The 17,684-nt window shown below is 68.9% G+C and carries 23 protein-coding genes and 2 pseudogenes; 14 read left to right on the top strand and 11 right to left on the bottom strand.

Going from position 1 to position 17,684, the window contains the following annotated elements:
- Positions 1-64: 64 nt before the first annotated feature.
- The 8 genes from Q0V34_RS15710 (at position 65) to dapD (ending at position 7,283) form a co-directional block, all read left to right on the top strand.
- Positions 65-1,522, top strand: coding sequence for a porin (locus tag Q0V34_RS15710; RefSeq protein ID WP_297513567.1), 1,458 nt, complete (start codon positions 65-67; stop codon positions 1,520-1,522).
- A 79-nt stretch (positions 1,523-1,601) separates the two neighbouring features.
- Entirely contained in the window at positions 1,602-2,642 is a 1,041-nt protein-coding gene (locus Q0V34_RS15705; RefSeq protein WP_297513563.1) for a sulfate ABC transporter substrate-binding protein, read from the top strand.
- Between the two features lie 171 nt (positions 2,643-2,813).
- A complete protein-coding gene (locus tag Q0V34_RS15700; RefSeq protein WP_297513560.1) occupies positions 2,814-3,917 on the top strand; it encodes a PAS domain-containing protein in 1,104 nt (367 codons plus the stop codon).
- A gap of 123 nt (positions 3,918-4,040) precedes the next feature.
- Positions 4,041-4,508: a response regulator gene (locus tag Q0V34_RS15695; RefSeq protein WP_297513558.1), complete on the top strand. Its 468-nt coding sequence runs from the start codon at positions 4,041-4,043 to the stop codon at positions 4,506-4,508.
- Positions 4,508-4,780, top strand: a complete 273-nt coding sequence (locus tag Q0V34_RS15690) for a SemiSWEET family sugar transporter (protein ID WP_297513555.1) — start codon at positions 4,508-4,510, stop codon at positions 4,778-4,780. Before Q0V34_RS15695 ends, Q0V34_RS15690 begins: the two co-directional genes overlap by 1 nt.
- A gap of 84 nt (positions 4,781-4,864) precedes the next feature.
- On the top strand, positions 4,865-5,779 hold the full coding sequence (gene argB / locus Q0V34_RS15685; RefSeq protein WP_297513552.1) for an acetylglutamate kinase: 915 nt from the start codon (positions 4,865-4,867) through the stop codon (positions 5,777-5,779).
- Positions 5,776-6,441, top strand: a complete 666-nt coding sequence (locus Q0V34_RS15680) for a pyrimidine 5'-nucleotidase (protein ID WP_297513549.1) — start codon at positions 5,776-5,778, stop codon at positions 6,439-6,441. The genes argB and Q0V34_RS15680 overlap by 4 nt, the downstream gene beginning before the upstream one ends.
- Positions 6,438-7,283, top strand: a complete 846-nt coding sequence (dapD, locus tag Q0V34_RS15675) for a 2,3,4,5-tetrahydropyridine-2,6-dicarboxylate N-succinyltransferase (protein WP_297513546.1) — start codon at positions 6,438-6,440, stop codon at positions 7,281-7,283. The genes Q0V34_RS15680 and dapD overlap by 4 nt, the downstream gene beginning before the upstream one ends.
- Positions 7,284-7,387: 104 nt before the next feature.
- On the opposite strand, the gene Q0V34_RS15670 is transcribed toward dapD, so the two are convergent.
- Positions 7,388-7,732 carry a cell surface protein gene (locus tag Q0V34_RS15670; protein WP_297513543.1) on the bottom strand — a complete coding sequence of 115 codons (345 nt, stop codon included), beginning with the start codon at positions 7,730-7,732 and terminating at the stop codon, positions 7,388-7,390.
- A 117-nt stretch (positions 7,733-7,849) separates the two neighbouring features.
- Here Q0V34_RS15670 and fmt point away from each other — a divergent pair, with 117 nt between their 5' ends.
- Together fmt and truA are read left to right on the top strand one after the other, a co-directional pair.
- Entirely contained in the window at positions 7,850-8,776 is a 927-nt protein-coding gene (fmt, locus tag Q0V34_RS15665; protein WP_297513540.1) for a methionyl-tRNA formyltransferase, read from the top strand.
- On the top strand, positions 8,776-9,534 hold the full coding sequence (gene truA, locus Q0V34_RS15660) for a tRNA pseudouridine(38-40) synthase TruA (protein ID WP_297513536.1): 759 nt from the start codon (positions 8,776-8,778) through the stop codon (positions 9,532-9,534). Before fmt ends, truA begins: the two co-directional genes overlap by 1 nt.
- A gap of 9 nt (positions 9,535-9,543) precedes the next feature.
- Here the strand turns inward: truA and Q0V34_RS15655 are convergent, their stop codons facing one another.
- The 3 genes from Q0V34_RS15655 to dapE are packed head-to-tail and all read right to left on the bottom strand — an operon-like array spanning position 9,544 to position 12,084.
- Positions 9,544-10,464, bottom strand: coding sequence for a glutaminase (locus Q0V34_RS15655; protein ID WP_297513533.1), 921 nt, complete (start codon positions 10,462-10,464; stop codon positions 9,544-9,546).
- A 19-nt stretch (positions 10,465-10,483) separates the two neighbouring features.
- Positions 10,484-10,909 carry an EamA family transporter gene (locus Q0V34_RS15650; RefSeq protein ID WP_367272074.1) on the bottom strand — a complete coding sequence of 142 codons (426 nt, stop codon included), beginning with the start codon at positions 10,907-10,909 and terminating at the stop codon, positions 10,484-10,486.
- A 14-nt stretch (positions 10,910-10,923) separates the two neighbouring features.
- Positions 10,924-12,084, bottom strand: coding sequence for a succinyl-diaminopimelate desuccinylase (dapE, locus tag Q0V34_RS15645; RefSeq protein WP_297513528.1), 1,161 nt, complete (start codon positions 12,082-12,084; stop codon positions 10,924-10,926).
- Between the two features lie 51 nt (positions 12,085-12,135).
- On the opposite strand from dapE, the gene Q0V34_RS15640 reads away from it, so the two are divergent.
- The 4 genes and pseudogenes from Q0V34_RS15640 to Q0V34_RS15625 form a co-directional block, all read left to right on the top strand.
- Entirely contained in the window at positions 12,136-12,615 is a 480-nt protein-coding gene (locus Q0V34_RS15640) for a cupin domain-containing protein (RefSeq protein ID WP_297513525.1), read from the top strand.
- Between the two features lie 198 nt (positions 12,616-12,813).
- Complete coding sequence (locus tag Q0V34_RS15635) at positions 12,814-13,092, top strand: hypothetical protein (RefSeq protein WP_297513522.1); 279 nt, start codon at positions 12,814-12,816, stop codon at positions 13,090-13,092.
- Positions 13,093-13,160: 68 nt separating this feature from the next.
- Positions 13,161-13,364: a DUF2283 domain-containing protein gene (locus Q0V34_RS15630; protein WP_297513519.1), complete on the top strand. Its 204-nt coding sequence runs from the start codon at positions 13,161-13,163 to the stop codon at positions 13,362-13,364.
- A 162-nt stretch (positions 13,365-13,526) separates the two neighbouring features.
- Positions 13,527-13,610 (top strand): annotated as a pseudogene (locus Q0V34_RS15625) (hypothetical protein); the annotation flags it as partial.
- A 39-nt stretch (positions 13,611-13,649) separates the two neighbouring features.
- On the opposite strand, the gene def reads toward Q0V34_RS15625, so the two are convergent.
- The 7 genes and pseudogenes from def to Q0V34_RS15590 all read right to left on the bottom strand — a co-directional run.
- The gene (def, locus tag Q0V34_RS15620) at positions 13,650-14,171 is read right to left on the bottom strand and encodes a peptide deformylase (protein ID WP_297513515.1); all 522 of its coding nucleotides are present in this window, start codon (positions 14,169-14,171) and stop codon (positions 13,650-13,652) included.
- 8 nt (positions 14,172-14,179) lie between these two features.
- Entirely contained in the window at positions 14,180-15,454 is a 1,275-nt protein-coding gene (gene rmuC, locus Q0V34_RS15615) for a DNA recombination protein RmuC (RefSeq protein WP_297513512.1), read from the bottom strand.
- Positions 15,455-15,521: 67 nt separating this feature from the next.
- Positions 15,522-15,674, bottom strand: a complete 153-nt coding sequence (locus Q0V34_RS15610; protein WP_297513510.1) for a hypothetical protein — start codon at positions 15,672-15,674, stop codon at positions 15,522-15,524.
- A gap of 110 nt (positions 15,675-15,784) precedes the next feature.
- The gene (gene recR, locus Q0V34_RS15605) at positions 15,785-16,387 is read right to left on the bottom strand and encodes a recombination mediator RecR (protein ID WP_297513507.1); all 603 of its coding nucleotides are present in this window, start codon (positions 16,385-16,387) and stop codon (positions 15,785-15,787) included.
- The gene (locus tag Q0V34_RS15600; protein WP_297513504.1) at positions 16,387-16,815 is read right to left on the bottom strand and encodes a membrane protease subunit; all 429 of its coding nucleotides are present in this window, start codon (positions 16,813-16,815) and stop codon (positions 16,387-16,389) included. Before Q0V34_RS15600 ends, recR begins: the two co-directional genes overlap by 1 nt.
- A 27-nt stretch (positions 16,816-16,842) precedes the next feature.
- Complete coding sequence (locus tag Q0V34_RS15595; RefSeq protein ID WP_297513502.1) at positions 16,843-17,172, bottom strand: YbaB/EbfC family nucleoid-associated protein; 330 nt, start codon at positions 17,170-17,172, stop codon at positions 16,843-16,845.
- A 58-nt stretch (positions 17,173-17,230) separates the two neighbouring features.
- Positions 17,231-17,684 (bottom strand): annotated as a pseudogene (locus tag Q0V34_RS15590) (DNA polymerase III subunit gamma/tau); the annotation flags it as partial.

Below are 17,684 nucleotides of genomic sequence, written 5' to 3'. Positions count from 1 at the left end.
GGGGAATAAACGCTTCCTTGGCTCGGCAGGTCGGCTCCGCGTCGCGGCGCCGAAAGGGACACAGATGATCACCAAGACCGTCTTACGAACCGGCCTGGTCGCCGCCGCCTCCCTGCTGGCCACGGCCGCCGCCGCCCAGACCGCCTCGCCGCCCCCGGCCTCGCCCGAGGAAGCCGCGGCGCGCATCGCCGCCCTCGAGGCGCAGCTGGCCGTCCTGCAACAGCAGGTCGCCGACCTGAAGGCGGCCACGGCCGCCAGCCTGAAGGACGTGCGCGCGGTTCAGGCCGCCCAGCCCGTCGTCAGCCTGGCCAGCGGCAAGCCGACGATCACCTCCAGCGACGGCGCGTTCAGCATCAATTTCCATGCGCTGATGCAGCTGGACGCGGCGCAGTACTACCAGGCCAAGGGGCTGCCGGCGGTGGACGGCAACGCCCGAGACCTCAACAGCGGCACCAACTTCCGCCGCGCCCGCCTGGGCTTCGACGGCAAGCTCTACAAGAACTTCGACTACGGGGTCCTGTTCGAGTTCGGCGGCAACGGCACGGACGGCCAGGGCACGCTGCAGGAGCTGTGGGTCCAGTACAACTACGCCCCGTTCAAGTTCAAGGTCGGCGCCTTCATTCCCAATCTCGGCCTCGAGGACAGCGCGCCGGTGGCCACCCAGCTGTTCCCCGAGCGCCCGGCTCCGGCCGAACTGGCGCGGAACCTGGCCGGCGCGGACAAGCGCATCGCCTTCCAGGTCCAGACCGCCGGCGAGCGCTGGCTGCTTTCCGGCGCGGTCACCGGCGCCAAGACTGGCGACGGCCAGACCTTCGACGAGCAACTGGGCTATGTCGGCCGAGCCGTCTATCTGCCGATCAAGACGCAGGACTGGCTGGTCCATGTCGGGGCCAACGCCAGCGTCGTGGTCACCCCCGCCCAGACGGCGGTGGGCGGGCCCTATCCGATCACCTTCACTGAACGACCCGAGCTGCGGGTCGACGGAACCGCGCTGATCAACACCGGCGCGATCGACGCGCTGGGCGCGCATCACTACGGCGTCGAGGGCGCGGTCCAGCACGGGAACCTGATGGTCCAGGGCGAGTATTTCGACCTGGCGATCAACCGCCGCAATCCGGCCGACGGCGTGACCAATCCCAAGTTCAAGGCCTGGTACCTGGAAGGCTCGTGGGTCCTGACCGGGGAGGCGCGCCGCTACACCTCGAACTTCGTGTTCGACGCGCCCAGCGTGGCCAAGCCGTTCGATCCGAAGAAGGGGCAATGGGGCGCGTGGGAGTTGGCGGCGCGCTATTCCGTCTCGGACCTGAACTATCATGAGAACGCCGCCCTGGCGGCCGACCGCGTGCGCGGCGGCGACCAGAAGATCGCGTCGGTCGGGCTGAACTGGTTTCCGAACCCGGCGACGAAGTTCTCGCTCAGCTACTATGACGTCTCGCTCGATCGCCTCGACCCGGCCGGCGGCGCCGTGCCGCTGAGCCAAGACTATCAAGTGATCAACCTACGCAGTCAGTACGCGTTCTAAGGCTGTCGGCGCGCCGTCAGAAGGCGTCGCGCCGGCCGCTTCCCCGAAGACCCCAGACCTTCCAGAAAGGACCGTCTCGATGAGCGACTTCACCCAGGTTCAGACCCGCAGAGGCCTGTTGGCCGGCGCCGGCGCGGGGGCCGCGGCCCTGATGATCGGCGGCGGACCGGCCCTGGCCCAGGCCAAGCCCGTGACGCTGCTCAATGTCAGCTACGATCCGACCCGGGAGCTCTACAAGGACATCAACGCCGCCTACGCCAAGTACTGGAAGGAAAAGGTCGGCCAGACCCTGGTGATCAACCAGAGCCACGGCGGTTCGGGCAAGCAGGCGCGCTCGGTGATCGACGGCCTGCAGGCCGACGTCGTGACGCTGGGCCTGGCCTACGACATCGACGAGATCGCCGCCAAGGCCAAGCTGCTGCCGGCCAACTGGCAGTCGCGCCTGCCGCAGAACTCCACGCCCTACACCTCGACGATCGTCTTCCTGGTCCGCAAGGGCAATCCGTGGAAGATCCGCGACTGGGGCGACCTGGTGAAGCCGGGCATCGACGTGATCACGCCCAATCCCAAGACCTCGGGCGGGGCGCGGTGGAACTACCTGGCCGCCTGGGCCTGGGCGCTGAAGCAGCCGGGCGGCAATCCGGCCAAGGCCGAGGCCTATGTGAAGACCCTCTTCGAGCACGTGCCGGTGCTGGACACCGGCGCCCGCGGGGCGACGACCAGCTTCACCCAGCGGGGTCTGGGCGACGTGCTGCTGGCCTGGGAGAACGAGGCCTACCTGGCCCAGGAGGAGCTGCCCGGCAAGTTCGACATCGTCTATCCCAGCCTGTCGATCCTGGCCGAGCCGCCGGTGGCGCTGGTCGACAGGAACGTCGATCGCCACAAGACCCGCGTGGTGGCCGAGGGCTATCTGAACTTCCTCTACAGCCCCCTGGCCCAGGAGCTGATCGCCAAGAACCACTATCGCCCGCGCAACCCGCAGGTCGCGGCCAAGTACGCCGGCAGCTTCAAGCAGATCCCGCTGGTGACCATCGACGACACCTTCGGCGGCTGGAAGAAGGCCCAGGCCGCCCACTTCGCCGACGGCGGCTCGTTCGATCGGATCTACCAGCCCAAGTGACGCCCGGCCCGTCCGCTCCGGGAAGCGCGGGCGGGCTTTGCGCGGCGCGGCGGCGGCCGAGCGCTTCGAGAGGCGCTGGCCGCCGCCTTTTTTCCGCATGCCCCATGTTGGGAACCCGACATCCTCGGGTACGTTGAGCGTCCACGGGGTGGTGGGAGCTTGACCGTTCAGATGGACAATCACTCGGAATCGCGACGCGCCGAAGACCGGCTGGCCGGTCACGGCGTCGACGATCCCTTCGCGGCCGCCGTCCGCGCCTCGCGCATGGCGATGGTCGTCGCCGACGCCCAGAAGGCCGACAGTCCGATCGTCTTCGCCAACGACGCCTTTCTGCGGCTGACCGGCTATGAACGCGACGAGGTGATCGGCCGCAATTGCCGATTTCTGCAAGGCCCCGAGACCGACCCGGAGGCCGTCGCCGCGCTGCGCCAGGCCATAGCCGGCGGCGAGGATATCGCCATCGACCTCCTGAACTATCGCAAGGACGGCTCGACGTTCTGGAACGCGCTCTATCTGTCGCCCGTGCGCGACGACGCCGGAGAGGTCGTCTACTTCTTCGGCGCGCAGCTGGACGTCACCGACAAGAAGGCCATCGAGTTCCGGGCCCGCGACCACAGCGACGGCCTCCAGCAGGCGGTCGACGATCGCGCCGACGAGCTGAGCAAGGCCCTCGAGCAGAAGACCGCCCTGCTCCACGAGGTCGACCACCGGGTGAAGAACAATCTTCAGCTGATCTCCAGCCTGCTGCTGCTGCAGAACCGCCGGGTCGCCGATCCGGCGCTGAAGGCCTCGCTGAAGGGCATGCTGGGCCGGGTCAACGCCATCGCCACGGTGCACCGCCGCCTGTTCCAGAGCGAGGACGTCGAACGCTTCGACGTCTCGGCCTTCATCCGCGACATGGTCGCCGACCTGATGGGCTCGACCGCGCGCGACGACATCGAGGTCGGGCTGGACCTGGAGCGCGTCGACATCCCCGCCTCCAAGGCCGCGCCGTTCGCCCTGGTGGTCAACGAGCTGCTGACCAATTGCGTCCGGCATGGCTTTCCGGAAGGGCGCGGCGGCCGGATCCTGATTAGCGTGCGCCGCCAGAACGGCGACTTTCGGATCGAAATCGCCGACGACGGCGTTGGTTTCGACAAGGACGCCAAGCCGTCGGGCTTCGGCCTCACGATCGTTCAGCTGCTCTGCCAGCAGTTGAAAGCGAAGTACGAGACCGCCGACGCGGAACCCGGCGCCCGCGTGGTCGTTTTGCTGCCCGTGAACGGGGCGCACTAGAGCATGCTGGCCGAAAATGTGAGCGGTTTCGGCGGCTAGCACGCTCTAAATGTAGGAAATCGAGCCTGTCTGTTTCGAATGATCCCATTCGAAACAGACAGGCTCTAGAGGATTTTGTCGGTGATGAGCCCGCGTACGCTCGATGTGCTGATCGTCGAGGACGAGATGCTTCTGGCCATCGAGCTGGAACATCTGGTCGAGGAGGTCGGCTGCCATCCCGCGGGCCTGGCCATGAGCTCCGAGGAAGCGGTCGCCCTGGCTCAAAGCCTGCAGCCCGATCTGGCGCTGGTGGACGTTCACCTGAGCGACGGTCCGACCGGCGTCGACGTCGCCCGCAAGATCTCCAGCGACTGCGGCGGGGTGGCGCTGTTCATGACCGCCAACGTCAAGCGCCTGCCCGAGGACTTCGCCGGCGCCTGCGGGGTGATCGGCAAGCCCTATTCCGAGCACGGGGTGAAGACCGCCCTCTCGTATCTCGCCTTCTGTCTTACGGAAGGCCACGTGCCCGGTCCGGTTCCGGTCGGCCTGACCCTGGCCCCCGCCTACGCCGCGCTCTGGGGGCTGGGCGAGGCCCTGCCCGAGAGCGCCTGATGGCCGTACCGCCGGTCGCGGCCGCCATCGGCACGGTCGCGGCCCTGATGTCGATCACCAGCTTCGCGCCGCAGATCCTGAAGATCTGGAAGGAGAAGGACGCCTCGGCCGTGTCCTTGCGGACCTATGTCGTCACCGTGACGGGGTTCGCGTGCTGGATCGCCTACGGGATCCTGATCCGGGCCTGGCCGGTGATCGCCTCCAACATCGCCTGCCTCCTGATGTCGGGCGCGGTTCTTCTGATGAAGTGGCGGTTCGAGCGCGCGCGCTGATCCGCCCCTTTTTGATGACAGGGGGGTCGGGGTCCGCTATCGAGGCGCGCTCTTTTCCTTCCCCCACTGTTTGAGGGATCGCCCTTGACCGAAGCCGCCGAGGAAGCCGGCTGGGCCACCGCCAAGACCCTGGCCGAGGCCCTGCCCTACATCCAGATCTACGACCGCGAGACGGTCGTGATCAAATACGGCGGCCACGCCATGGGCCAGGAGGACGTGGCCAAGGTCTTCGCCGCCGACGCGGTGCTGCTGAAGCTGCTGGGCGTCCACCCCGTCGTGGTGCACGGCGGCGGGCCGCAGATCAGCCGGATGCTGGACAAGGCCGGGGTCAAGTCGACCTTCGTCGACGGCCTGCGCGTCACCGACGAGGCGACCATGGAGGTGGCCGAGATGGTCCTCTCCGGCGCGATCAACAAGGAGATCGCCAACTGGATCACCCAGGCCGGCGCCGAGGCCGACGTGCGCGGCGTGGGCCTGTCGGGCAAGGACGCGCGGATGATCACCGCCGAGAAGGTGACCCGCACCCGCAAGGATCCCGGCAGCAATATCGAGCAGATCGTCGACCTCGGCTTCGTGGGCGAGCCGACCAAGATCGACCCGCACATCATCCAGGCGCTGCTGGCGTCCGAGACCGACTACATCCCGGTGATCGCGCCGATCGGCGTCTCGGCCGCGGGCGAGACCTTCAACATCAACGCCGACACCGTCGCCGGCGCCCTGGCCGGGGCGCTGAAGGCCAAGCGGATGCTGATGCTGACCGACATCGTCGGCGTGCTGGACGGCAACGGCGAGCTGATCCGCCAGATGACCATCGAGGACGCCCGCCAGCTGATCGCCGACGGCGTCGCCACCGGCGGCATGATCCCCAAGCTCGAGAACGCCATCCACGCGGTGGAATCGGGCGTCGAGGCCGTGGTCATCCTGGACGGCCGCCGGCCGCACGCCATGCTGGTCGAGCTGTTCAGCGAACACGGCGCGGGCACGCTCATCTCGCGATGAGCGCCGACCTGACCCACGTCGACACCTGGCTGTTCGACCTCGACAACACGCTCTACCCGCTGGAAAGCCAGTTCATGGGCCTGATCGAGGCCAAGATGACGGACTTCGTTCAGCGCGAGACCGGCCTGCCGCGCGACGAGGCCCGGGCCCTGCAGCACGCCTATTTCCACGAGCACGGCACCACCCTGGCCGGGTTGATGGCCAATCACGGCATGGAGCCCAAGCGCTTCCTGGACGAGGTGCACGACGTCGAGATGGATCGCCTGACGCCAGACCCGGCGCTGCGCGCGGCCATCGCCCGCCTGCCGGGCCGCCGGCTGATCTTCACCAACGGCTCGCTGGGCCACGCCGAGCGGGTGTTGACCCACCTGAACCTGCGCGACCTCTTCTCCGAGGTCTTCGCCATCGAGACGGCCGACTATATCCCCAAGCCCGCCTTGGCGACCTTCGACAAGATTACCAAGCTGCACGCCATCGACCCGCCGATGACCGCCTTTTTCGAGGACAGCGAGAAGAACCTGGTCCCGGCCGCGCGGCTGGGCATGACCACGATCCTGGTCGGCCCGCACGCGGCGGCCTCGACCTCGGAACACGTCCATTTCCGCACCCACGACCTGCCTGAGTTCCTGAACTCGGCCCGCCTGCAAGGAAACCCGCAATGACCGCCGTTTCTCTGGCCGACCTCCAGACCGAGATCGAAGCCGCCTGGGAGGCTCGCGCCGACATCTCGGCCGCCACCACCGGTCCGCTCCGCACCGCCGTCGACGAGGCCCTGCTGCTGCTCGACAGCGGCAAGGCGCGCGTCGCCGAGAAGATCGACGGCGAATGGGTCACCCACCAGTGGCTGAAGAAGGCCGTCTTGCTGTCGTTCCGCCTGAACCCGAACACCGTGATGCGCGCCGGCACGCTGGGCGGCGGCGTCGGGCCGTGGTGGGACAAGGTGCCGAACAAGTTCGACGGCTGGGACGCCCCGCAGTTCGAGGCCGGCGGCTTCCGCGCCGTGCCCGGCGCCATCGTCCGTCGCGGCGCCCATATCGGCAAGAACGTGATCCTGATGCCGTCGTTCGTGAACATCGGCGGCTATGTCGACGACGGCACGATGGTGGATACCTGGGTCACGGTCGGCTCGTGCGCCCAGATCGGCAAGAACGTCCACCTGTCGGGCGGCGTCGGCATCGGCGGCGTGCTGGAGCCCCTGCAGGCCAATCCGACCATCATCGAGGACGACTGCTTCATCGGCGCCCGCTCGGAAGTCGTCGAGGGCGTGGTCGTCGGCCAGGGCAGCGTGCTGTCGATGGGCGTGTTCATCAGCGCCTCGACCAAGATCGTCGACCGCAAGACCGGCGCCGTCCACATCGGCAAGGTGCCGCCCTACAGCGTCGTGGTCCCGGGCAGCCTGCCCGACCCGCACGGCGGCCCCAGCCTCTACTGCGCCGTGATCGTCAAGACGGTGGACGCCCAGACGCGGTCGAAGACCAGCATCAACGACCTGCTGCGGGATTAAGGCGGAGAAGCCGCCCTCGCCCTTCGACAAGCTCAGGGCGAGGGCTACTCTGGCCTTTCAGTAGAAACCTCACCCTGAGCCTGTTGAAGGGCGAGGTTTCGCGGCTACTTCGTCGCCTCGTTCAGCTGCTTCTTGCTTTCCGCCGCGCCCTGCTTGGCGTCCTTCTTGAGGTCCGCGCCAGCCTCCTTGGCCTCCTGGCCGGCCTTGGCGCCCAGGTCCTTGGCCTGGTCGGCGACCTCACCGGCGGCTTCCTTGGTGCTCTCCTTGATCGCGGTCCCGGCTTCCTTGACGTCCGGATCGTTCGCGATCTGATGAGCGGCGTCCTTGATGTCGGAGGCGGCGGCCTTGGCGCCTTCCTTGACCTCCTGGGCATGCTGGTCCGAGCAGGCGCTAAGGGTCAGGGCCGCGCCGGCGGCGGCGATGAGCAGCAGTTTGGAACGCATGATCAAACTCCCGAAGGGGTTGGCGTGACTCGGCTGGATAACGGCGGGTCATGGCCGAGGTTCCGACTCCACGCGGTTGTCCCGGCCTTTGCCTAAGAGCGCGCGGACGTCTAAATCCCCGCCATGCGCATCGCCTTTCTCGGCACTCCCGACTTCGCCGTCTCCTGCCTGGCCGAACTGGTCGCCGCCGGTCACGAGATCGCCTGCGTCTATTCCCAGCCTCCCGCGCCGCGCGGCCGGGGCCATGAATTGAAGCCCTCGCCTGTCCATGCCTTCGCCGAGGGGCTGGGCCTGCCGGTCCGCACGCCGGTCTCGATGAAGACCCCGGACGAGATCGCCGCCTTCCAGGCCCTGGATCTGGACGCCGCCGTCGTGGTCGCCTTTGGCCAGATCCTGGTCAAGGCGGTGCTCGAGGCGCCGCGCCACGGCTGTTTCAACCTGCACGCCAGCCTGCTGCCGCGCTGGCGCGGCGCGGCCCCGATCCAGCGGGCGATCATGGCCGGCGATCCGGTCACCGGCGTCCAGGTCATGCGGATGAGCGAAGGCCTCGACGAGGGGCCGATCCTGATGTCCGAGCAGGTGCGGATCGACAGGCTGGAGACCGCCGGCAGCCTGCACGACAAGCTGGCCGCCGTCGGCGCGCGCCTGCTGCCCGTCGCCCTGGCCGCCATCGAACGCGGCGGCGCGGTCGAGACGCCCCAGGCCGCCGAGGGCGTGACCTACGCCAAGAAGATCAAGTCGGCCGAGGCCCGCATCGACTGGACGCGGCCCGCCGCCGAGGTCGACGCCCACATTCGCGGCCTCTCGCCCTTCCCCGGCGCCTGGTTCGAGGCGCCGTCGGAAAAGGGACCGGTCCGGGTCAAGGCCCTGCTATCGCGCGTCGAGGACGCCGAGGGCTCGCCCGGCCAGGCGCTGAACGACGCCCTGCTGATCGCCTGCGGCGACGGGGCGGTCCGCCTGCTGAAGGCCCAGCGCGAGGGCAAGGGCGCCCAGGACGCCGACGTCTTCACGCGCGGCTTCCCGATCCCCGCCGGGACGATCCTGGCCTGATGCCCCGCTACCGCCTCCTCGTCGAGTATGACGGCCGCCCCTATGCCGGCTTCCAGGCCCAGGCGACCCTGCCCAGCGTGCAGGGCGCGATCGAGGCGGCGGTGAAGGCCTTCTGCGGCCAGGACGTGCGCATCGCCGCCGCCGGCCGCACCGACACCGGCGTCCACGCCACCGGCCAGGTCGTGCATGTCGATCTCGAGAAGGACTGGCCGGCGGAGACGGTGTTCAACGCGCTAAACGCCCACCTGACCCGCGAAGCCGTGTCGATCCTCTCCGCCGAGGTGGCCGAGGACGGCTGGCACGCGCGGTTCTCGGCCAATGAGCGCCGCTACCTCTACCGGATCCTCAATCGCCGCGCCCCGCCGGCGCTGGACAAGGGCCGGGTCTGGCACATGAAGAAGGCGCTCGATCACGAGGCCATGCACGCCGCCGCCCAGCATCTGGTGGGCTTGCACGACTTCACGACCTTCCGCGACATGCACTGCCAGGCCAAGAGCCCAGTGAAGACCCTCGACGTCGCTCGCGTGCGGCGGGTCGGCGAGGAGATCCACCTCGACTTCGAGGCGCGGTCCTTCCTGCACCGCCAGGTCCGCTCGATGACGGGGACGCTGGTGGAGGTCGGCGCTGGGCGGTGGACGGTCGACGACGTGAAGGCGGCGCTGGAGGCGCGGGACCGGCGGGAGTGTGGGCCGGTCGCGCCGGCGCACGGGCTTTATCTGGTGGGCGTGGGGTACGCCTCGATAGATCCTCCCCCCTAGGGGGAGGATCTACAGCACCGAGCAGTTGGTGATCTGGCTGAACGCCTCCAGCGCCGCCGTGCCGACGACCGACGTTCCGAACCGATCCAGCTCCGGCGACCACACCGCCACCGTCGCCTTGCCGGGGATCACCGCGACGACGCCGCCGCCCACGCCGCTCTTGGCCGGCAGGCCCACGCGGTAGGCGAAGCTGCCGACGCTGTCATAGATGCCGCAGGTCAGCAGCAGGGCGTTCAGGCGTCGGGTCAGGCGCTCGGGGAACACCGTCTCCTCCGCGATCGGCGAGAAGCCGCCGGCCGCCAGCGGCAGGAAGGCCCGCGCCAGCTGGCGGCAGCTCATGGTCAGGGCGCATTGCCGGCAATAGGCGGCGACCACCGCCTCGGGATCGTGCTCGATCGTCCCCTGGCCGCGCATCAGGCTGGCGATGGCCCGGTTCTGCCAGGCGTTGGCCAGCTCGGACGCGGCGACGTTGGGGTCGATCTCCAGCCGCTCGCCACACAGGAAGCCGGCGAAGTCGCGGACCAGGGCGGCCGGGTCGCGCGAGGCCTTCATCAGGACGTCGACCACCGCCATCGCCCCGGCGTTGATGAACGGGTTGCGCGGCACGCCGTCCTCGGCCTCCAGCAGCGACAGATGGTTGAACGGCGTGCCCGAGGGCTCCTTGCCGACCCGGGTCCAGAGCTCGTCGCCGATCCGGTTCAAGGCCAGGCCCAGGGCGAAGACCTTGGTGATGCTCTGGACCGAGAAGCCCTCGTCGGCGTCGCCGATCACGTGCTCGTCGCCGGACACGGTTCGCACGGCCATGCCGAACTTGTCGCCCGGCACGGTGGCCAGCTGCGGGATGTAGTCGGCCGCCCGGCCCTTGCCGAAATGCGGCCGGACCAGCACCGCCACCTCGGCCAGCACGTCGGGGATCGAAAGCGCCTTCATCGGATCCGCCCCCCCCCCCTCAAACCCTCAGGGCGACCAGCACGGCGCCGGCGGCGATCAGGGCCACGCCCAGCCAGTTCAACGGCGACAGCTTCTCGCCCAGGAACAGGGCGGCGATGACCGCCACGAACACCACGCTCAACTTGTCGATGGGCGCGACCTTGGCCGCCTCGCCGATCTTCAGGGCGCGGAAGTAGCACAGCCACGACGCCCCGGTGGCCAGGCCCGACAGCACCAGGAACAGCCAGGAACGGCGGCCGATCTCGCCCGCCCCGCGCCACTCGCCCGACACCGTGACGATGAGGGCCGCGAAGGCCAGGATCACCACCGTCCGCACCAGGGTGGCGAGGTTCGAGCCGACGCCCTCGACGCCGATCTTGGCCAGGATCGCGGTAAGGGCCGCGAAGACCGCCGAGGCCAGGGCCCAGAAGGGCCAGCTCGCCAAGACGGCCCGCCCCATCAGGCGAAGGCCTTGAAGTAGCGCTTGATCAGCGCCTCGTAGGCGAGCGCCAGCTGGCGGATCTCCTCGACCGGCGCCCGCTCGTCGACCTGGTGCATGGTCGAACCGACCAGGCCGAACTCGACGACGGGGCAGAGCGCGCGGATGAACCGGGCGTCGCTGGTGCCGCCGGTGGTGGAGAGTTCGGGCGCGCGGCCCGTCGCCTCGCTCACCGCCGCCACGATCACGTCGGTGAAGGCGCCGGGCTCGGTCAGGAAGGCCTCGCCGCTGATCTTGCTGACCACCTCGACGCGGCCGTCGAAGCCCTCGGCCGCCGCCTTCGCCGTCTGGTCGATCCAGGCGGCCAGGTCCTTGCCCTTGTGCGCCGGATTGAAGCGGATGTTGACCCGCGCCCTGGCCGAGGCGGGGATGACATTGGTGGCGGTGTTGCCGACATCGACCGTGGTCACCTCCAGGTTCGACGGCTGGAAGCCGGTGTACCCGTCGTCCAGCACCCGGGCCTGGAGGCGCGAGAGGATGTCGACCAGCACCGGGATGGGATTGGCCGCGCGGCGCGGATAGGCCACGTGGCCCTGGCGGCCCTCGACCGTGAGCCAGGCGTTGATGCTGCCGCGCCGGCCGATCTTGACCATGTCGCCCAGCAAGTTCGCCGAGGTGGGCTCGCCGACGATGCAATGGTCGATGATCTCGCCCTCGGCGGCCAGGGCCTCGACCACCTTGACGGTGCCGTCCTCGGCCACGCCCTCCTCGTCGCCGGTGATCAGGAAGCTGAGCGAGCCGGGGTGGTCGGGGATCTTGGCGGCGGCGGCGACGAAGGCGGCGATCGCCGACTTCATGTCGACGGCGCCCCGGCCGAACAGCACCCCATCCTTGATCTCGGCCTCGAACGGGCCGGCGGTCCAGGCGGCGTCGTCGCCGACCGGCACCACGTCGGTATGGCCGGCGAAACAGAGGTTCGGCCGCGCCGTCCCGCGCCGGGCGTAGAGGTTCTCGATCTCGCCGAACTTCATCCGGCGGCAGGAAAAGCCCAGGGCTTCCAGCTGGCGCTGCAGCGTGTCCATCGCGCCGGCGTCGGCCGGGGTCACCGAGGGCCTGCGGATCAGGGCCTGGGCGAACGCGACAGGATCGATGCTGACGGAAGCGGGCGCGGGGCTGGTCATGATCCTGGCTTTAGGCTTCCCTCCCGCCCGACGCAAACCCAGAGCCCACCGATGCCCAAGATCGATATCGCCAGCGCCCCGACCCGGATCGGCACGGCCTATCCCGCGCCGTTCGACGAACCTTGCCTCAAGCGCCATCGGATCAAGCTGGGCGACGCCGTCGGGCTCGATCAGTTCGGCGTCAACCTGCTGCGCCTGGCCCCCGGCGTCTGGTCCAGCCAGCGCCACTGGCACACGGCCGAGGACGAGTTCACCTGGGTGGTCGAGGGCGAGGTCGTCCTCGTCGAGACCGGCGGCGAGACGGTGCTACGGGCCGGCGACTGCGCGGGCTTCAAGGCCGGGGTGGCGGACGGTCATCACTTCCAGAACCGCTCGGACCGGGAGGCGGTGCTGCTGGAGGTGGGGTCGCGGAGGCCGGCGGAGGACGGGTGCGACTATCCGGATATCGATCTGGTGCTGCGGGAGGGGGAGGAGACCTACCGGCGGCGCGATGGGACGCCGTATGAGACGGCGCGGGGGCGGACGCGGTAGGGGGAGTCGGCGGTTCCAAGTGATGAACTGAACACGCCCTGCGTCCTTCGAGGCCCCTACGGGGCGCCTCAGGATGAGGGGCCTTTATGCTGAAGTCCTCATCCTGAGGTGCGCGCTCCTGAGCGCGCCTCGAAGGACGCACGGTCTTCAAGGTCCGCAATGGTGGATTGAGGGCGTTGGAGTGCGTAGCGTGATTGCATGGCTTGGCATCCGAAAATCAAGCTGGAACCGCTGCGCGAAATCGGTCAGCGCGACTGGAACCCCATCGGTGCTGGCGTGCCGGCGGATGAGTATGACACCTATCTCCTCAGCGCCGCTGGGCAGATCGTCAACGGCAGGTCGGACGATGCCGTAGCAGATTACCTGATGTCGGTCGAAGTTGAGCAAATGGGGCTCGACCCTGCTCCGGGCATCCGTGCTCGTGCGCTGGTCGTCGCCTCTGCAATCCGCGCCTACGTGCAGGCGTTAGGCTACTGAAAGTCAGCCGAGGCGGCGACCGGTTACGCGATTATGTGGCCTAAGGCCGAGTAAGGGAGTGCGATCGAATGGCAGGCGTCAAACTAGTCTGCGACATCTTCGCCAATGCATCCTACCTCACCTTGCCCGACCATCCTGGGCGAGGGACGTGGGGATGTGTCGCGAATAGTATTCCGCTGGATGAAGTAATCGAAGGCTATGCAGGGCCAGATGTCGTGCTCGATTTCGACGCCAATGGCCGCTTGATCGGCATCGAAATTCTAGCCGCATAGCAGACCATTTAAATCTCTGAGAAGGACCGCAAGCCGACCGCCGCGTCGGGGGCGAGCCTTAAATCTCTTGGAGGCCGCAGCGTGCAGGGCTCCTTCTCGGGGAGAAGGGTTTCTCACTTCACACAAACACTCCCGTCATCCCGCGCTTCATGCGCGGGACCCATGGTTCAGCTGGCGCGTGAGCGCTCCATTCCGCTCCGCGCGTGCGGCGGACAAATGGGTCCCGCGCATGAAGCGCGGGATGACGGCTAACTTTTTGAATTCCCGGGGTTGAACCCGCAGCCCCTAGGCCGCGCGGCGCGCCTTCTTCACCTTGGCGATGGCCCGGTCGCGGCGCAGGCGCGAGAGGTGGTCGATGAACAGGACGCCTTCCAGGTGGTCCATCTCGTGCTGGATGCAGACGGCGTAAAGGCCCTCGGCCTCCTCGACGACGGTCTCGCCCTGATAGTTCAGGTAGCGGATCGTCACCTTCGACGGACGCTCAACGTCGTCGAAATATTCCGGCACCGACAGGCAGCCTTCCTCGTAGCCTTGCAGCTCCTCGGAGCGCGCCAGGATCTCGGGATTGACGAAGTAGCGCGGGGCCGGCTCCTCGCCCTCGCGGGCCAGGTCCATGACGATGACGCGGATCGGCTCGCCGATCTGCACGGCGGCCAGGCCGATGCCCGGCGCGGCGTACATGGTCTCCAGCATGTCGTCCATCAGGGCGCGCAGGTCGTCGGTGACGGCCTCCACCGGGGTGGAAACCTTCTTGAGGATCGCCAGGTCGGCGGCGTTATCGACGGTGAGGATGCGACGGAGAGCCATGATGCTGGTCAGGTAGGCGCGTCATTTCCGAGCGTCAAGGTGGGAGATTGCTCCACCTCCAGCTTGGTCACCGGCCGCACGGCCGTCTCGATGGCGTCCAGCTCGTCCATGGGCTTGCCGCCGTGGTCGACCTTCAGCTTCTCGAACTCGCGCGCCTTGGGGAGGACGCGGCTCTCCAGCGAGCCGACGAAGGCGTTGTACTTGTCGACCGCCGCCGACAGCGACCGCCCGACCCCGGCCACGTGACCCCCCATGTCGGCTATGCGCTTGTAGAGCTCGCGGCCCAGGGCGGCGACCTCGACGGCGTTCTTGGCCTGATCCTCGGCCCGCCACCCATAGGCGACCGCCTTGCACAGCGCGAACAGCGTCGACGGCGTGGCGATGATCACCCGCTTCTCCATGGCCTCGGTCATCAGCTCGGGCGCGCGCTCCAGAGCCGCCGCCAGGATCCCGTCGCCCGGCACGAACATGGTCACGAAATCGGGCGAGACCTCCAGCGCGTCCCAATAGGCCTTGGCCGACAACTGCTGGACATGGCCGCGCAGGCTGGCCGTGTGCCGCACATAGGCGGCCTCGCGCGCCAGATCGTCGCCGGCGTCCTGGGCCTCGAGATAGGCGGTCAGCGAGCACTTGGCGTCGATCACGAAGGCGGCGTTGCGCGGCATGCGCACCACGACGTCGGGGCGCAGGCGGCCGCTGTCCAGCTGGACCTGCTCGGTGAAGTCGATACCGTGCTTCAGGCCCGCCATTTCCAGCACGTTGCGCAGCATCTGCTCGCCCCAGCGGCCCTGTACGCCCGCCCCGCGACGCAGGGCGGCCGACAGCTTGCGGGCCTCGGCCTGGGTGGCGGTGGAGGCTTCCAGCAGCGCGCTGATCTGGGCCTTCAAACCGCCGGTCTCCTCGGCGCGGGCCTTCTCGACGGCGGTGACCTGGGCCTCGAACTTGGCCAGGGTCTCGGCGACGGGCTTCAGCTGGGCCTCCAGCCGGGCCTCCGCCAGCCGTTCGCGGCTCTTGGCGTTCTCGTCGGCGCGCTTGATCAGCTGCTCGGCGATGGCGTTGGCGCTCTGGGCGGCCTGGGCCTTGATCAGTTCGATCTGGGTGGCCGACTGGTCCTCGAGGAGGCGCAGGCGCTCCTCGCCCTGGGCGACCTTCTCGTTCAGCATCCACGCCTGGGCCTCGGCCTTGGCGGCGCGCCGCTGGGCGCTGATCGCCCACAGCGCGCAGGCGGCGGCGGCCAGGGCGAAGACGATGGCCAGGATCAGGAAGGGGTCGGCGAAGTTCATGCTCCGTTCTTAGCCGGAGTCGAGGCCGAGCGAAAGGCGGCCAGGCCCCGCCCGGCCGCCGCCGTGATCAGGCGTCGCCGTCGGCGAGGTCGGCGATCAGGCCGTTGATCGGCTCGTCGTTGAAGCTGGTGACGTTGTGGCCCTTGTCGACCACGCCGACCTTGGCGACGTGCGGGGCTTCGGTTTCGGCTTCGGGCGACTTGTCTTCCGGCGTGCTCATGGTGCGGTCCCTCCGCGCGCGCGGCGGGGATCGCCAAGCGCGGCCATGGCAAGCTGGCACGCGGGACGACGGTTGTCAGCACCCGGAGCGCGTCGGCGCGCGCTTTGGTCTCAGGCCGGGCGCCGGGCGCGCAAGGCCTGGGCGATGGTGCCGTCGTCCAGCCAGTCGAGATCGCCGCCGACCGGCACGCCGCGCGCCAGCATGGTCACCGGAACCCGCGTCCCCGCCAGCCGGTCGGCGATGTAGTGGGCGGTCGTCTGGCCGTCGACCGTGGCCGGCAGGGCCAGGATCACCTCGGCCACGGCGCCCTCCCCGACGCGCGCGACCAGCTCGCCGATCCGCAAGGCCTCCGGGCCGACGCCGTCGAGGGCCGACAGCAGGCCGCCCAGCACGTGGTAGCGCCCGCGAAACGACCCGCCCCGCTCCATGGCCCAGACCGAGCCGACCTCCTCGACCACGCAGATCAGGCGGGCGTCGCGCGTGGCGTCGGCGCAGATGGCGCAGGGGTCGGTGACGTCCAGCGAGCCGCACACGGAGCAGGTCCGGACCTTCGCCTGGGCCTGGGCCAGGGCGTCGGCCAGCGGCGCCAGCAGCGTGTCGCGCTTCTTCAACAGCGCCAGCGCCGCCCGCCGGCCCGAGCGTGGTCCAAGGCCCGGCAGCTTCGACAGCAGGGCGATCAGGCGCTCGATCTCGGGTCCGGCGGAGGCGGCCATCAGTCCTTCTTCTTGTCCGCGTCGGGACGCGGCAGGGCCTGGGCGCGGCGGCCGGCTTCCAGGATCGGCAGGCCGGCCTCGGTCGGGATGTAGATCACCTGGTGGCCGCCCTGAGACGAGGTTTCCTGCAGCATCTCGATATAGCGCCAGCGCAGATAGCCCTCGGGGCCGCCCAGGCTCTCGGCGATGATCTTGTTGGCCTGGGCCACGCCCTGGGCCCGCCGGACCTCGGCCTTGGCATCGTAGTCGGCGGCCTCGAACTTGGCGAGCGCCTCCTGGACGCGCACCTGCCGGTTCTGGCTGGCCCGGGCCAGCTCGGCCTCGCCGTGCTTGCGCGCGGCATAGACGTTGTAGCTGGGCCAGCCCACCAGCATCGCCACGATCAAGGCCAGGATCACGCCGATCCCGGCCAAACCCACACCACGCATGACACCCCTCCCTAGGTTGACGAGGTTCTAGAACTTCATCCCCGGCAGGCCGCCCATCAAGCCCGCCATCGGACCCGCGGCCTCCTGCATCAGCTCGGCCTGCTTGGCGTCGAGCTTCTTCTTGGCGTCGGCGTGGGCGGCGATGATCAGGTCGGCGATCACCTCGCCCTCGCCCGGCTGGACCAGGCTTTCGTCCATCAGCACCCGGACGAGCTCGCCATTGCCCATCAGCGTGACGGTGACCATGCCCCCGCCCGAGGTGCCGTCGACGGTCGTCGCGGCCAGCCGCGTCTGGGCGTCGGCGAGTTTCTGCTGCATGGCCTGGGCCTGCTTCATCAGGCCGCCGAGGTCTTTCATCGCTCAATCTCCAACTCGAGTTCCCTCCCCCATCGAAGGGGAAGGGAGAATTCCAGGCCTATCCCTCTTCCTCGTCCGGCTCCAGCGGCGGGGTCTCGGGCGTCAGCATCTTGCGGATCTCGACGATCTCCGCGCCCGGAAAGGCCGCCAGCACCGAGGCGACGAAGGGGTCGGACTTGATCGCCTCCAGCGCCTCGCGCTCCTCGCGCTTCTGGCGCTCCATCAGGCTCTCGGCCCCGCCGCCGCCCTCGGCGGCCACCAGCCAGGGCTGGCCGGTCCATTCCTTCAGCGCCCGGACCAGACGGCCGGCGAGATTTCCGGGCGCGCCGGGCGCGGCCTCGAAGGTGATGGCCCCGGGCCGGAAGCTGATCGGCCGGACATATTGCTCGACGTCCAGGCGCAGCCCGATGTCGCGCTTCTCGGCGATCAGCTTGAGCACATCGTCGAACGAGGCCAGCACAGGCGCGGCCTGGGCGCCCGGCGCGGCCAGGGTCATCGGCGCGTGGGCCGAG

Source organism: uncultured Caulobacter sp. (assembly GCF_947036865.1).
Classification (GTDB): domain Bacteria; phylum Pseudomonadota; class Alphaproteobacteria; order Caulobacterales; family Caulobacteraceae; genus Caulobacter.
This window is presented reverse-complemented; position numbering and strand designations above follow the sequence as displayed.